The 14,254-nt window shown below is 67.2% G+C and carries 9 protein-coding genes; 5 read left to right on the top strand and 4 right to left on the bottom strand.

Annotated features, from left to right (window positions below; all coding sequences use genetic code 11):
• Nucleotides 1–278 precede the first annotated feature (278 nt).
• The 5 genes from EV560_RS24575 (at nt 279) to gpt (ending at nt 9,881) form a co-directional block, all read left to right on the top strand.
• On the top strand, nt 279–5,126 hold the full coding sequence (locus tag EV560_RS24575) for an autotransporter domain-containing protein (protein WP_165923602.1): 4,848 nt from the start codon (nt 279–281) through the stop codon (nt 5,124–5,126).
• A 147-nt stretch (nt 5,127–5,273) separates the two neighbouring features.
• Nucleotides 5,274–6,125: an FkbM family methyltransferase gene (locus EV560_RS24580; protein ID WP_131858455.1), complete on the top strand. Its 852-nt coding sequence runs from the start codon at nt 5,274–5,276 to the stop codon at nt 6,123–6,125.
• 223 nt (nt 6,126–6,348) lie between these two features.
• The gene (locus EV560_RS24585) at nt 6,349–7,113 is read left to right on the top strand and encodes a competence/damage-inducible protein A (RefSeq protein ID WP_131858456.1); all 765 of its coding nucleotides are present in this window, start codon (nt 6,349–6,351) and stop codon (nt 7,111–7,113) included.
• Between the two features lie 322 nt (nt 7,114–7,435).
• The gene (locus tag EV560_RS24590) at nt 7,436–9,271 is read left to right on the top strand and encodes a methyl-accepting chemotaxis protein (RefSeq protein WP_131858457.1); all 1,836 of its coding nucleotides are present in this window, start codon (nt 7,436–7,438) and stop codon (nt 9,269–9,271) included.
• Between the two features lie 100 nt (nt 9,272–9,371).
• Nucleotides 9,372–9,881, top strand: a complete 510-nt coding sequence (gpt, locus tag EV560_RS24595; protein WP_131858458.1) for a xanthine phosphoribosyltransferase — start codon at nt 9,372–9,374, stop codon at nt 9,879–9,881.
• Between the two features lie 104 nt (nt 9,882–9,985).
• On the opposite strand, the gene EV560_RS24600 is transcribed toward gpt, so the two are convergent.
• From EV560_RS24600 to EV560_RS24615, 4 genes are all read right to left on the bottom strand, one after another.
• Nucleotides 9,986–10,909, bottom strand: a complete 924-nt coding sequence (locus tag EV560_RS24600; protein ID WP_165923603.1) for a DMT family transporter — start codon at nt 10,907–10,909, stop codon at nt 9,986–9,988.
• A gap of 297 nt (nt 10,910–11,206) precedes the next feature.
• A complete protein-coding gene (locus tag EV560_RS24605) occupies nt 11,207–12,325 on the bottom strand; it encodes a serine hydrolase domain-containing protein (RefSeq protein ID WP_248312180.1) in 1,119 nt (372 codons plus the stop codon).
• Between the two features lie 355 nt (nt 12,326–12,680).
• Nucleotides 12,681–13,439, bottom strand: coding sequence for an AAA family ATPase (locus EV560_RS24610; protein ID WP_131858461.1), 759 nt, complete (start codon nt 13,437–13,439; stop codon nt 12,681–12,683).
• A 64-nt stretch (nt 13,440–13,503) separates the two neighbouring features.
• Nucleotides 13,504–14,178: an ankyrin repeat domain-containing protein gene (locus EV560_RS24615; protein WP_131858462.1), complete on the bottom strand. Its 675-nt coding sequence runs from the start codon at nt 14,176–14,178 to the stop codon at nt 13,504–13,506.
• Nucleotides 14,179–14,254 lie beyond the last annotated feature (76 nt).

A 14,254-nucleotide genomic window follows, 5' to 3' on the forward strand; every position in this document is an offset into this window, starting at 1 on the left:
GCCGCCGGGCGCGAATGTCCCGGGCCGGCGCGGGCGCGGAAGGATTAGTCGCCTGGCAGGAGAGGGGCATCGGCTGGGGCCGGACTGTCACGGTGCCGTCATATATCGCCGCCTCGCGTAACGTTCCGTTCGCGTTGTTGCGGTTCGATGATTGTCTGATTCGGCCGAATCTCGGCATGGTGCCGGCTCGATCGATTTGCATATGCCTAAGGAGACGACTTATGAATGCGCGCGCGGGCGGACGTGGTGCAGGCATAAGATATATCAGAAGGGGAGCCTTGCTCGCGAGCGTCAGCGCCGCGGCTCTCGCCTGCTGGCTGCCCTGCGCAGCGCTGGCGGCGGATTTCACGGCCGGAACCGACCAGCAGTTCCGGGACGCGATCGCGGCGGCCAATGCCAGCCCCGATGCCAGCTCGACGATACGGCTCACCGGCAGCTTCGCGATCTCGGGTGCGAGCATCACGGCGCTGACCAAGCCGATCACGATCGATACGCAGGGCTTCACCCTGTCGGGCACCGACGGCACGGGCGCCATCGGCCTCAACATCGTCGCGGCGGTCCCCGGAGGCAATCCGGTCACGTTTTTCGGCACGCTCCGGGGCGCCGACAGCGCCGCCGCAGTCGCGGCCCAGGTCGGCATGGGCAACCAACGGATCGGCCTCATCAATAACGGCACGATTGCCGGCGGTAATGGCACCAGCAACAACGTGCTCAACGGAGGCGGCGCGGGTATCCGGTTCAACAACCCGAATGCGCCGATCATCAACAACGGCACCATTCAGGGCGGCAACAGCATAGCCGGCTCGGGCGGCGCGGGTGTCGATCTTGCCGGCACCATCGTCCCTGCCACATTGGAAAACAACGGCACGATCCGCGGCGGAAATGGTCCGGCGAATGGCGCCAACAGCGCCGGGGTGGGTGTCATCTCCCGCATTGGCGTCAGTCAGATCACCAATAACGGCCCTGGCGTGATCGAAGGCGGAGCGGGTGCCTTTGCGATTACCAGCATCGGCAACACCGCCAATATCAACCTCATCAACAGCGGCATCATCCGGGCCGGGGCCGGGCAGGATACTGCGATCACGCTGGCTTCGACGGCGACGACCGGCGTGATCAATCTGGAGCTTCGGGACGGCTCGCAGATCTTCGGCAACGTGATCGGCAACGCGACCGCCCTTACCGACAGCCTGACGCTCTCGGGCACGGGCAGCAACAGCCTCGACATTTCGCAATACCGGAATTTCGACAGTTTCCAGAAGACGGGCACCGGCACCTGGACCCTGACCGGGGCCGGCGTCGGCGCGATGCCCTGGGTGGTCCAGCAGGGCACGCTCCTGGTGAACGGCACGACGACTGGTGACATTGGCGTCCTTCCGACCGGGACGATCGGCGGATCGGGAACCATCAACGGAAACGTTCAGCTCTCACCCGGTGCAGCCAGCCTGAATCCGGGCGGAGCCTTGTCGACGCCGGGTACGCTGACCATCAATGGCGCTCTGTTAATGGGTCCCGGCTCGAGCCTGAATTTCGAGGTCGGGCAAATCGGTACCGGCCCGCTCAACGACCTCCTCAACATCAACGGCGACTTGACCCCGACGCTCGGGGCAGTCGTCAACGTGGCGACGACGCCTGGTGGTACCAGCGATCCCGGCCTCTATCGGCTCATCAACTATACCGGTGCGTTCCTCGGCAGTTTGACGCTGGGTTCGGCCCCGTCGCCCGACTTCAGCCTGCAGACCGTGGTCCCGGGCCAGATCAACCTGATCAACACCGGCGGGCTGGTGCTGCGCTTCTGGGACGGCCCGGCCGGGCATGGCGACAACCTCATCGGTGGCGGTACAGGAATCTGGCAGGATTCGACCGGCAACAGCAACTGGACGCTCCCTGACGGGAGCGTGAACGCTCCCTATCCGACGGGCGCGTTTGCGGTGTTCCAGGGGACGCCGGGCACGGTCACGGTCGATACCACCGGCGGGCCGGTCGTCGCCGCCGGCATGCAGTTCCTCGTCGACAACTACATCATCCAGGGCGGCGACATCACCTTGCTCGGCCCGCAGGCAACGATCCGCGTCGGCGACGGCACCGCGGCGAGCTCGGGGTATTTCGCGAGGATCGCCTCGAACCTGACCGGCAACACCCAGCTGGTGAAGGCCGATCTTGGCTCGCTCATCCTCTCCGGCGAGAACACCTATACCGGCGGCACGCTGATCTCCGGCGGCACCTTGGTGATCGGCGATGGCGGTACGACCGGCTCGATCGTAGGCGACGTTACGAACAATAACGCGCTCGTCTTCAACCGCTCGAATGCCATGACCTTCGACGGGGTGATCTCGGGCAGCGGCTTCGTCGCACAGGCGGGCACCGGCACGACGACGCTCACCGGCGTCAACACCTATTCCGGCGGCACCGTGATCGGGCTGGGCACGTTGATCGGCTCTGCAACGAGCTTCGGCAGCGGCGGGATCGGCAATAACAGCGCGCTCGTCATCGACCAGCCCAGCGATGCCAGCTTCGCCAACGCGATCAGCGGCACCGGCTCCTTCACCAAGCGCGGCGCCGGCACGCTCGCGCTGACCGGAGCCAACACCTATGCCGGCGGCACGACGATCGAGGCCGGCACCCTGCAGCTCGGCGCTGGCGGCATGGCCGGCTCGATCACGGGCGACGTCGTGAATAACGGCACGCTCGCCTTCAACCGCTCGGATACCGTCACCTTCACCGGCGCGATCTCGGGCAGCGGCGCGCTGCGCCAGGACGGCTCCGGCACGGTGATCCTGACGGGCGCGAACAGCTATGGCGGCGGCACCACGATCGCGGCCGGCACCTTGCAGATCGGCAATGGCGGCACGGACGGCTCGATCAGCGGCGACGTGGTGAACAACGGCACGCTCGCCGTCAACCGCACGAATATCGTCTCGTTGTCCGGTGCGATCTCGGGCAGCGGCGCGTTGCAACAGATCGGCACGGGCACAACGGTGTTGACCGGTGCGAACACCTATACCGGTGGCACGACGATCGCTGCCGGCACCCTGCAGCTCGGCAATGGCGGTACCACCGGTTCGATCATCGGGGATGTGGTCAATAACGGCACGCTGGAAATCCAGCGGACGGGCGCGCTCACCCTTGCCGGTGCGATTTCCGGCACGGGCGGGGTGGCGCTGAACGGTGCCGTCACGCTGACACTCACCGGTGCCAATACCTATCGCGGCGGCACGCAGATCGTGAACGGCACGGTCATCGGCTCTGCGACGAGCTTTGGCAGCGGCTCGATCAGCAATTTTGGCAATCTGATCATCGACCAGCCGACCGACGCGACCTTGGTCAACGCGATCAATGGCAATGGCACCTTTACCAAGCGCGGCGCCGGCAATCTCAACTTCACCGGCGGCGGCGGACTCTTTGGCCCGACCACGGTCGAGGCCGGCAAGCTTTCGGTCAATAATGCGTTCACTTTCTCGCCGGTCACGGTGCTCAGCGGCGCAGCGCTTGGCGGCAACGGCACAGTCGGCACCACCACCGTCCAGTCCGGCGCGACCATCGCGCCCGGCAACTCGATCGGCACACTCAACGTCAACGGCAACCTGACGCTGGCGCCGGGCTCGACCTACGAGGTCGAGCTGGCCGGCAACGGCACCTCCGACCGGATCGCCGTGACCGGGATCGCCACGGCCAGCGGCAGTCAGGTCGGCGTCAGCGCGCTCGATCCACAGACGAGCTATATCAACGGCCAGCGCTACACGATCCTGACCGCGACCGGTGGTGTCGCCGGCAGCGCGCCCGGCGCCGTCTCGCGTTCGGCCTTCCTCGATCTCACGGTGGATAAGCAACCGAACCAGGTCGATCTCGTCATCGCGGTCAAGGGCACGCCCCCGGTGACGCCCCCCACCGATCCGGTGACGCCGACCGATCCCGGTACTCCGCCGGTCACGCCGCCGGTCACGCCGCCCGCTCCGCCGCCGCTCGTCTTCCAGACGGTGGCGCAGACCGGCAACCAGTACGCCACGGCGCTCGCCCTCAACAGCCTGCCGCAGGTTGGCGGGACGCTGGCGCTCTATAACAGCCTGCTGGTGCTGGACGCGCCGACGGCCCGCGCCGCCTTCGACGCGCTCTCGGGCGATGCGCATGCTTCTGCCAAGACGGCGCTGGTCGAGGAAAGCTGGCTGCTGCGCAACGCGATGAACGACCGGCTGCGCTCGGCCTTCGGTGGTGTCGGCGCGGCGCCGATGGCGACGATGAGCTACGGCTTCACCGCCGATCTTGCCCCCGCCGTGAAGGGGCCGATGCCGAGGCTGGCGCCGGCCGAGCGCTTCGCCGTCTGGGGCCAGGGCTATGGCGCCTGGGGCCGGACCGATACCGATCGCAACGCCGCCAAGCTCACCCGCTCGACCGGCGGCTTCCTTGTTGGTGCCGATGTCGCGGTGTTCGACACGATGCGCGTCGGCCTGCTCGCCGGCTATAGCCGCAGCGAGTTCGACGCCAAGGGCCGGCTCTCCTCGGGCGAGAGCGACAACTACCATCTCGGCCTCTATGGCGGCGGCCAGTGGGGTGCGCTCAGCCTGCGTACCGGTGCAAGCTACACCTGGCATGAGATCGACACCTCGCGCATCGTCGCCTTCCCGGGCTTCGGCAACAGCCTGAGGGCCGATTACAATGCCGGCACGGCGCAGGTCTTCGGCGAGCTCGGCTATCGCTTCGATGTCGGACAGGTCGCGCTCGAACCCTTCGCCGGCCTCGCCTATGTCAATCTGCACACCGACGGCTTCAACGAGATCGGCGGCGCCGCGGCACTCAACGGCCGCAGCGACGACACCAGCCTCGGTTACTCCACGCTCGGCCTGCGCGCCTCGACCTCCTTCGCGCTCTCGGGCATGGACCTCACCCTGCGCGGCGGCCTCGCCTGGCGTCACGCCTTCGGGCATGTCGATCCGGCCGCTACGCTCGCCTTCGCCGGCTCCGGCGCCTTCACCGTCGCCGGCCTGCCGATCGCCAGGGACGCCGCGCTCGTCGAAGCCGGGCTCGACCTTGCCATCAGCAAGAGTGCGACCTTGGGCGTCTCCTATACTGGCCAACTCGCCCAGGATGCCCAGGACCACGCGTTCAAGGCCAACCTCGCGTGGAAATTCTAGGGCGAGCCGCAGGCTGTCCAATCGCGGGGAGCGCCGAAGTCGCGCTCCGGGCCTGGCCATCATGGCGGTCCAGTCCGGATGCCAGGGCGGGGGCACACGCCATCAATGCACTGGCATCCGCGCGGTTTGACGTGTATCAGGCCGCCAATGGCAGTTAACGATCTTCAATCCGTCGAGGCGCAACCTTTCGGAAGCTTTGCTCCGCAAGGCCTCGCCGCCCGGATCATCCGCTGGACGCGCGGCGCCCCGAACAGCTTCTTCGGCCGCAGGCTTGCTTACGGCCTGCGTCGTATCGGCCTGCGCTCGCTCGACGGCAAGCCTGTCGATATCGAGGCTCTCGGCGCGCGCATGCGGCTCTTTCCCGAGGGCAATGTCTGCGAGAAGCGTGTGCTGTTCACGCCGCAATATTTCGATCCTGTCGAGCTTGGCGTGCTGGCCTCGCGGGTGCGTGACGGCTTCCGCTTCATCGATATCGGCGCGAATATCGGCGCCTATTCGCTGTTCGTCGCGGCCCAGGCCGGGCCGGGCGCGCGCATCCTCGCCGTCGAGCCGCAGCCCGACGTGTTCTCGCGCCTGACCTATAATATCGCGCAGAATCCGTTCGGCACGATCAAGGCAGTGGCCTGCGCCCTCGCCGACAAGCCGGGCGAACTCACCCTGTTCATCGACCTGGTCAATCGCGGCGAATCCAGCGTCCGCATCCTGAACTCGAGCACGAGCAGCACCATCAAGGTGCCGGCGACGACGCTGCTGGCGCTCGCCGAGGGCGAGGGCTACGACCGGCTCGACGCGATCAAGCTCGATGTCGAGGGCGCCGAGGACCTGATCCTCGAGCCCTTCCTGCGCGATGCGCCGGAATCGCTCTGGCCGAAGCTGATCCTGATCGAGGATTCGCGCCTGCGCTGGCAGAGCGACCTCACCCAGCTCCTGACCCAGCGCGGTTACGAGCTGTTGCTGCAGACCCGCATGAACCTCATCTTCGAACGCAAGACGGGCTGAGGCTTCAGGCCTCAGCACAGCTTCCGACGCATGGCGGGCGTGTCCTGCACGGCGTGCCGCCAGCTTGAGCGTTTTGCGGCAAACCCCTAGCTCTTAACCGCGGCCTTGGCAGCAGAGCTCGGGCCGTCTTTCGCCATCCCATCTATCGGCGGGCAGGGCCGGCGAGGGGAACTATCACGACGGCCGTCCGCGCAAGCTGCGGGGCGGCAACAAGGAGCCGGCCATGACCGCGACCGACGCATCCCTCAAGCATCCCACCGTCACCGCGGCCATCCTGGTGATTGGCGACGAGATTCTGTCCGGCCGGACCAAGGACAAGAATATCGGCTATATCGCCGAGTACCTGACCAATATCGGCATCGAGTTGCGCGAAGTCCGCGTCGTGCCCGACCTGATGGACGAGATCGTCTCGTCGCTGAACGCCCTGCGCGCCCGCTACACCTATGTCTTCACCACCGGCGGCATCGGCCCGACCCATGACGACATCACTGCCGATTCGGTCGCGGCCGCCTTCGGCGTCGCGATCGACCATGATCCGCGCGCGATCGAGATGCTGTCCGAGCGCTTCCCGGCCGATCAGCTCAACGAGGCGCGGCTGCGCATGGCCCGCATCCCGGCCGGGGCCGAGCTGATCGCCAATTCCGTCTCGAAGGCGCCGGGCTTCAATATCGGCAATGTCTTCGTCATGGCCGGCGTGCCGGCGATCATGCAGGCCATGCTCGATGTCGTCGGCCCGACATTGAAGACCGGCACCAAGATCCTCTCCGAGACGGTGCGCGCCGGTCTGCGCGAGGGCGATATCGGCACCCAGCTCGGTGAGATCGCCAAGGCACATCCCGCGGTCGCAATCGGCTCCTATCCATTCTGGTCGGAGACGGGGCCGGATACCAATGTCGTGGTGCGCTCGCGCAATCCCGAAAAGCTCGCTGAGGCGGTCGCCGCGGTGAAGTCGATGATCGAAGCAGAGCAGACACGTTTGCGGGGATAGAAGGCCTACGCCGCAACCTATGGGGGGTGGTTTCTTCGGTGCTATACTGCTTTTCGTGGCCGGCGGAGAGCTGCCGGTTCGCCTCTATACTGCCTTCCCCTGACACGCGGGTTTTCCTTTGCGGAAATATTTGAGCGTAGCTCGAATACATTAGAATTATTACTAATAAACGAATCATCAACCAAACGCATGCAACCTATTCTTGCGGGCGACATTGTCGCGCGTGTTCATTCCGGCATGCGCGGGGGCGCCTGTGCCGGCATGTCCGGCTGCGCCTGTCCGGGTTGCGGCCCGGCGGCGCTTCCGTTCTACAGGGGGCAGCATGGCACATCTTCTCGGCCTGTTTTCGAACAGGCATCTCGCCGCGCAGGTCGCGGCGATCAATCGCTCGCAGGCCGTGATCGAATTCGACCTCACCGGCAAGATCCTTAACGCGAACGAGAATTTCCTGGCCGTGCTGGGCTACACGCTCGATGAGATCAAGGGCCAGCATCACCGCATGTTCGTCGATCCGGCCGAGCGCGAGAGCGCGGCCTATCGCCAGTTCTGGGAAGCGCTGGGGCGCGGCGAGTACTCCTCCGGCCAGTACCTGCGCTTCGGAAAGGGCGGCAAGGAGGTCTGGATCCAGGCGAGCTACAACCCGATCCTCGGGGCGGGCGGCAGGCCGGTCGGCGTGATCAAATACGCTTTCGACATCACCGCGCAGAAGGAGCGCCTCGCCGATCTCGAGGGCCAGCAGGCCGCGATCAGCAAGGCGCAGGCGGTGATCGAGTTCGATCTCACCGGCAAGATCCTGACCGCCAACGACAATTTCCTGGCCGTGCTCGGCTATTCGCTGGACGAGATCAAGGGCCAGCACCATCGCATGTTCGTCGATCCGGCGGAGCGCGAGAGCGCGGCCTATCGCCAGTTCTGGGAACGGCTCGGTCGCGGCGAATACGATGCGGCGCAGTATCGCCGCATTGGCAAGGGCGGCAAGGAGATCTGGATCCAGGCCTCCTATAATCCGATCTTCGATTCGAAGGGGCGGCCCTACAAGGTGGTGAAATTCGCCACCGACATCACCGCGACCTTTCGTGGCAAGCAGCTCGAGGCGGCGGTCAGGGAGACCAGCGAGGTCATCGCCCGCGCCAAGGGCAAGGATCTGACCGGGCGCATTCCGCTCGGCGGCAAGAGCGGCGAGATCGCCCAGCTCTGCACCGGCGTCAACGACCTGCTCGACACGCTCGCCGAGGTCGTCGGCTCGGTGCGCGAGGTAGCGCAACAGATCGCGGCGGCATCCGGCAAGATCTCGGCCGACAGCGCCCAGCTCGCCGAGCGCACCGAAGCCAACGCGTCGAGCCTGCAGCAGACCGCGGCGACGACGGAGGAGCTCGCGGCCTCGGTCAAGCACAGCGCCGGCCATTCGCGCACGGCGGTCGAGCTCGGCCACGAGGCGCGCAGCGTCGCCGAGCGTGGCGGCGCTATTGTCGGCGAGGCGGTCGGCGCCATGGGGCGGATCGAGCAGGCCTCCTCCGGTATTTCCGAGATCATCGCGATGATCGACGAGATCGCCTTCCAGACCAATCTCCTGGCGCTCAACGCCGCGGTCGAGGCAGCACGGGCCGGCGATGCCGGGCGCGGCTTCGCCGTGGTCGCGACCGAGGTGAGGGCGCTCGCCGCCCGCTGCTCGGAATCGGCCAATGGCGTGAAGTCGTTGATCGCCAATTCGAGCGAGCAGATCCAGTCCGGCGTCACCCTGGTCAAGACTGCCGGCACGACGCTGCAGGAGATCGTCTCGGCGGCGAGCCGCGTCGCCGCCACTGTCAACGAGATCTCCGCCGCGACGACCGAGCAGGCCAACGGTATCGACGAGATGGCGCGCACCGTCGCGCATATGGACGAGATCACCCAGCAGAACTCGCTGCTGGCCGATGCCAGCGCCAAGGTGGCGCAGGAGCTCAGGCAGGATACCGAGCGGCTTTCGGCCATGGTCGCGGCCTTCAGGCTCGGCGGCGCCGGACAGGGTTCCGAGGTGCAGGTCTCGCGCCAGCTGCGCGAGACGGCGCCGCATCTCGCCGGATCCGCTGCGGTCCGTCCTCCCGTCATGGCCAGTGGCGCAGCAAGGCCGAGGCGCGTCGCCGGCAGTGGCGGCGGCGATGGCTGGGAAGAGTTCTAGCGCGTCCTTCTGGGGATGGAGCCGGCCGCGCTCTTGCCACGGCCGCGCTTATCGGCTTTGCGGAATGGTCGAGAGTTTTGACCAGCCGTGAGGGCGACTAATGGCCGAACCCAGCTCCAACAAGGCCTTCCCGGTCTCCTGGGACCAGTTTCACCGCGATGCGCGCGCGCTCGCCTGGCGGCTGGCCGAGAAGGGGCCGTTCGAGGCGATCGTCTGCATCACCCGCGGCGGGCTGGTGCCGGCCGCGATCATCTGCCGGGAGCTCGGCCTGCGCCTGATCGAGACGGTCTGCATCGCGAGCTATCACGACTACAAGAACCAGTCCGAGCTCGTCGTGCTGAAGGATGTCGCGCCCTCGATCAAGGCGATCGGCGACGGACAGGGCAAGGGCGTGCTCGTGGTCGACGACCTCACCGATACCGGCAAGACCGCCAAGGTGGTGCGCGAGATGCTTCCCAACGCGCATTTCGCGACGGTCTATGCCAAGCCCGCCGGCGTGCCGACGATCGACACTTTCGTCACCGAGGTCAGCCAGGACACCTGGATCTATTTCCCCTGGGACATGGGGCTCGCCTATGTCGAGCCGATCGCCAAGGACCATAAGGGCTAGGCGACGCTACCGTCGTTGCGAGCGCAGCGAAACAATCCAGGGGGACTGCGCGAGGCCCTGGGATTGCTTCGTCGCTTCGCTCCTCTCAATGACGGACGCTTGCTCTAAGCCACACTCTTCGACCTGAGCGCGATGACCATGCCGGTGATGGCGAGCGCCATGCCGGCGGTCTCGGTCAGGGAGGCCTTCTCGCCGAGCAGCAAGGTGCCGGAGATCGCGGTGACGACCGGCACCAGCGGCAGGAACAGCGCGGCGCGTCCGGCGCCGAGGATCGCCACCGCCTGGGTGTAGAGAAAGAGCGCGGCAGCGCCGACGATCACGCCCTGGTAGAGCGCCTGCAGCGCGATCGCCCCCCAGGCCACATGACCGAGATTGACCGGCATGGCGAGCGCCATGATCGGCAAGAGCGGCACCGAGAGCAGGCAGGTCGCCATCGTCACTTCGATCGCATCCGCGCCCCAGCGCCTGGCCAGCAGGCCGAAGATCGACCAGAGCAGCGCGATCAGGACGAAGAGCAGGTCGCCGATCCAGGCGCCTTCGCGCGTCGGGGTGTTGCCGAGCGCCTCCAGGGAGAACAGCCCGACGCCGAGCAGGATGACGCCAAGGCCCGCAAGACGGCCCGGACCCGGGCGCTCGGCGAGCACGAACCAGGCGAGCAGCGCGGTGCAGACCGGGATCAGCCCCGGCGAGATCACCGCGGAATGCAGCGCCGGCGCGAAATGTGCGCCGCCGACGAGAAGGGCGCTATAGCTCGGGCCGATCAGCGCGGTCAGGATCAGCGCCCGTTTCCAGCCGAGCCGCCCGACCGGGAAGGGTTTTAGCCGCTTCAGCGCGAAGGGCAGCAGTACCAGCGAGGCGGCGAGGAAGCGCAGGATGGTGACATCGGCGGCAGAAAGCCCATCGGCTACCGATTGCCGCGAGACCACCGACTGCACGCCCCAGATCAGCGAGGCCAGCGCCCCGCAGGCGAAGCCGAGCCAGAGGCGGCCGCCGGCGGGCTGGGGAATCGAGGGGGAGGTGGCGGTCACGGGGCGGTTCCGGCGGAAAGCCGGCTTATGCGGGCGGCGCCAGGTCCCGGCAAGGCTATGCGGGCCGTAAGGCTCCACGCTCCGCGCATGGGCGAGGACAGAGTTTCGGTACAGGCCAGACATCGATTGAAGCGGCGGGGGACGCCGCCACGCGTCATTGCGAGCGTAGCGAAGCAATCCAGGGGCAGCAGCGCTCTACGTCCCCCTGGATTGCTTCGTCGGCTCCGCCTCCTCGCAATGACGGCGGTGAGATCGCGGCCGAAGCGTCCAGCAGCCTCTACCTCACCCGTCAAAGCCTCAATCCAGCGCCGCCACCAGCCGCTCGCAGAAGCCCTGCGTCGCCTTGCCGTCGATCCAGCGGATCACGGCGAGGATGTCATGCGCCGGATCGACCCAGATCACGTTGCTGCCCGCGCCCAGCGCCGAGAAGGCCCTCGCCGGCAGCTTCGGATTGGCGGCCGGCCCGGTGTTCAGCCACCAGAGGAAGCCGTAATTCGCCAGGGTCGTCGAGGGCGTCAGCGACATCTCGACCCAGTCCGGCGAGAGCAGCTGCTTGCCGTCCCATTCGCCCCGGCGCGCCATCAGCAGGCCAAAGCGGGCATGGTCGCGCGCGCCGATGAAGAGCCCGCCGCCCCAATGCCCGCCGCCGGGCACCGATTGCATGCGCTTGCCGTCGATGTCGACGAAGGAATTCTGGTAGCCTTCCCAGCGCCAGTCCTGGCTGGCGCCGATCGGGTCCATGATGCGCTCGCGCAGCACCTCCGGCAGCGGCCGGCGGAAGAGCCTGAGCAGGGCATAACCCAACACGTTCACGCGCACGTCGTTATATTCGTAGAACGAGCCCGGCGCGTTCAGCTCGCGGCGCTGGCCCTTGCGGCTATTGTCGGCTCCGGGGCCGATCTGGCGGTTATGGTCGACCTGGTCGGACTTGCCGAAGATCTCGCCCTGCCATTCGCTCGACTGGTGCAGCAGATGGCGCCAGGTGACCTCAGCATTATGGGCGCCTTCGAAGACCGGCCCGTCGACGCTCCCCGCCACCGGCTCGTCGAGATCGCGCATCAGGCCATCCCCGAAGGCGACGCCCGCCAGCACCGAGAGATAGCTCTTGGCGATCGAGAAGGTCATGTCGGTGCGGTTGGTGTCGCCCCATTCGGCGACGATCTTGCCGCCCTTGAGCACGAGCCCGGCCGGCCCGCCGCGCTCCTTGACCGGCCCGACGACCTCGCTCCAGGGCCCGGTCTCGTTCCACTCGACATTCCCGACATAGGAACCGTCGGGATAGTAGAGGCTCCTGGGCCACGGCGACTCGCTGGCGATGGCGAAGTCGATGGCTTCCTGCAGCCGGGCGGGAGAGAAACCGGCGTCGGACGGGGCGAGGGTGGGCCAGGGCGCGGTGGCGGGGGGCGGCGTGGTCAAGATGGGAGGGTCCTTGGGCGTTGGCTGTGCAGGATGTGCTGATAGCACGGCGTTCGACTGATTGGGGAAGATTGGCCGTGTTCGAAGCCGCCGCGCGCCAGTGCGGGCGTGGGGGGCATGGCCGAGGGGCGCGACCATCCCTTCTCCCCCTGCAGGAGAAGGTGGCCGCGCAGCGGCCGGATGAGGAGGCGCGCTGTCGCTTCCGGTCAGCGGCGGTTGAGACGGAGCGCGGCAAGTGTCGCGCGACCCCTCACCCCAACCCTCTCCCGCAGGGGGAGAGGGAGCAGGTCGTGGCCTTCATCCGGTCCCGGCGATACCCGCACGCTCTTGCACACCATGGCCAAGGCGCCGCTCCTCACTCCTCCAGCATCGTCTCCACGAAGGTCCCAGGATCCACGCAGAACTCCCGGATGATGCGGAAATGCTGGGTCTGCTCGATCGTCACGGGCTCGAGTCCGTATTTGCCGAGGCCGAGCAGGCGGGCGCCGGGATAGGCCATCAGCATCGGCGCATGCGTCGCCATGATCACCTGGCATTGGCCGAGCCGGTCCATCCGGCGCAGCAGCTTGAGGAACTCGATCTGGCGGGAAGGAGAGAGCGCCGATTCCGGCTCGTCGAAGATGAAGATGCCGCGGCGCTGGCAGCGCTCCTCGAAAAAGCGCAAAAAGCCCTCGCCATGCGAATGGGAGAGGAAATCGGGCGGCCGATAGCCGAAGTCGGTCGCGGCCTCGTCGAGGTAACGAGCGACGGAGAAGAAGGATTCGGCGCGGAAAAACCAGCCGTCGGTCACCTTCGGCAGCCAGCTTGCCTTGAGCGCGCCGGATAGCTGCCCGCCCATCGTTTCGCTGGCCTGCGAATGGTCGACCGGCCGGTAGCCCTTGCCGCCGCCGGCCTCGTCATAGCCGGCGAGCGCGGCGATGCCTTCGAGCAGGGTCGATTTGCCGGTGCCGTTCTCGCCGACAATGATGGTGATGGCACGGTCGAAATCGAGCTCGAAGCCGTCGCCCAGGAAGGGCAGGCAGAACGGATAGGCCTCGGCATCCGGCACCAGCGCGGGGTCGAGCCAGATGCGCCTGAGATAGGGGGCGGGCAGGCGGGACGGTCGGCTTCGCATGGCAGGCCTTGGGCGGTGGGCGGTGCAACCTGGAGTACGAGTTACAGCCTCGTCCGTCACGCCCTTATTCGAGCAGGGCTGCGATCGCGCCATAGCCGCGCGCCTTCGCATGCTGGAGCGGCGTGACGCCCTGCCGGTCGGCGATGCGGCGATCGGCGCCGGCGGTGACCAGGGCCCGCACGGTCTCGACATGCCGTGGGCCGCCATCGCCCAGCACGACCGCCTCCATCAGCGCGGTCCAGCCGAGATTGTTGACATGGTCGAGCGGGGCGCCAGCCCTGATCAACTCGCGCACGACGCCGTCATGGCCGAGATGGGCGGCCGCGATCAGCGCGGTGCCGTCATAGCGGCTGGTCACCAGGGCTGCCGAGGCGCCCGACGCTATCAGGGCCTTGAGCATCGGCTCGTCGTCACGCACGGAAGCGATGGTGACGGCATCATAGCGCTGGTCGTCGAGGAGCCCGGGCTGCGCGCCGGCGGCGATCAATAGCCGGGCGGCCTCGGCATGGCCGCGAAAGGTTGCGACATGGAGCGGCGTGCGGCCATTGCCGTCCCGCGCATCGAGCTCTGCCCTGGCCGTCACCAGCCGGCGGATTTCGGCGCCGTCGCCGGCGGCCGCTGCGGCGTGAAGCCCGCGATAGGCCGCAATCTCGGCCGCGCCGGGCGCAGTCTGAGCCGGGGCCTGTGCGCTCGACAGGGCGAGCGCGAGCGCCGCCGCGAGCGAGAGACGTCTCGCCATCACCTTCCTCCCGCCGCCCGTTCCGGGCTTGTCCTGCGCAGGTTCGGCCAGCTCGGCGCGTTCGGCAAGAGCCGGA

Origin of the sequence: Allobosea sp. BK604, assembly GCF_004341515.1 — a bacterium.
GTDB lineage: Bacteria > Pseudomonadota > Alphaproteobacteria > Rhizobiales > Beijerinckiaceae > Allobosea.

What these genes read in the sequence shown, in the direction of transcription:
- EV560_RS24580 (WP_131858455.1), top strand. Translation starts at nt 5,274, where the DNA reads ATGGCAGTTAACGATCTTCAATCCGTCGAGGCGCAACCTTTCGGAAGC.
- EV560_RS24585 (WP_131858456.1), top strand. Translation starts at nt 6,349, where the DNA reads ATGACCGCGACCGACGCATCCCTCAAGCATCCCACCGTCACCGCGGCC.
- EV560_RS24590 (WP_131858457.1), top strand. Translation starts at nt 7,436, where the DNA reads ATGGCACATCTTCTCGGCCTGTTTTCGAACAGGCATCTCGCCGCGCAG.
- gpt (WP_131858458.1), top strand. Translation starts at nt 9,372, where the DNA reads ATGGCCGAACCCAGCTCCAACAAGGCCTTCCCGGTCTCCTGGGACCAG.
- EV560_RS24610 (WP_131858461.1), bottom strand. Translation starts at nt 13,439, where the DNA reads ATGCGAAGCCGACCGTCCCGCCTGCCCGCCCCCTATCTCAGGCGCATC.
- EV560_RS24615 (WP_131858462.1), bottom strand. Translation starts at nt 14,178, where the DNA reads ATGGCGAGACGTCTCTCGCTCGCGGCGGCGCTCGCGCTCGCCCTGTCG.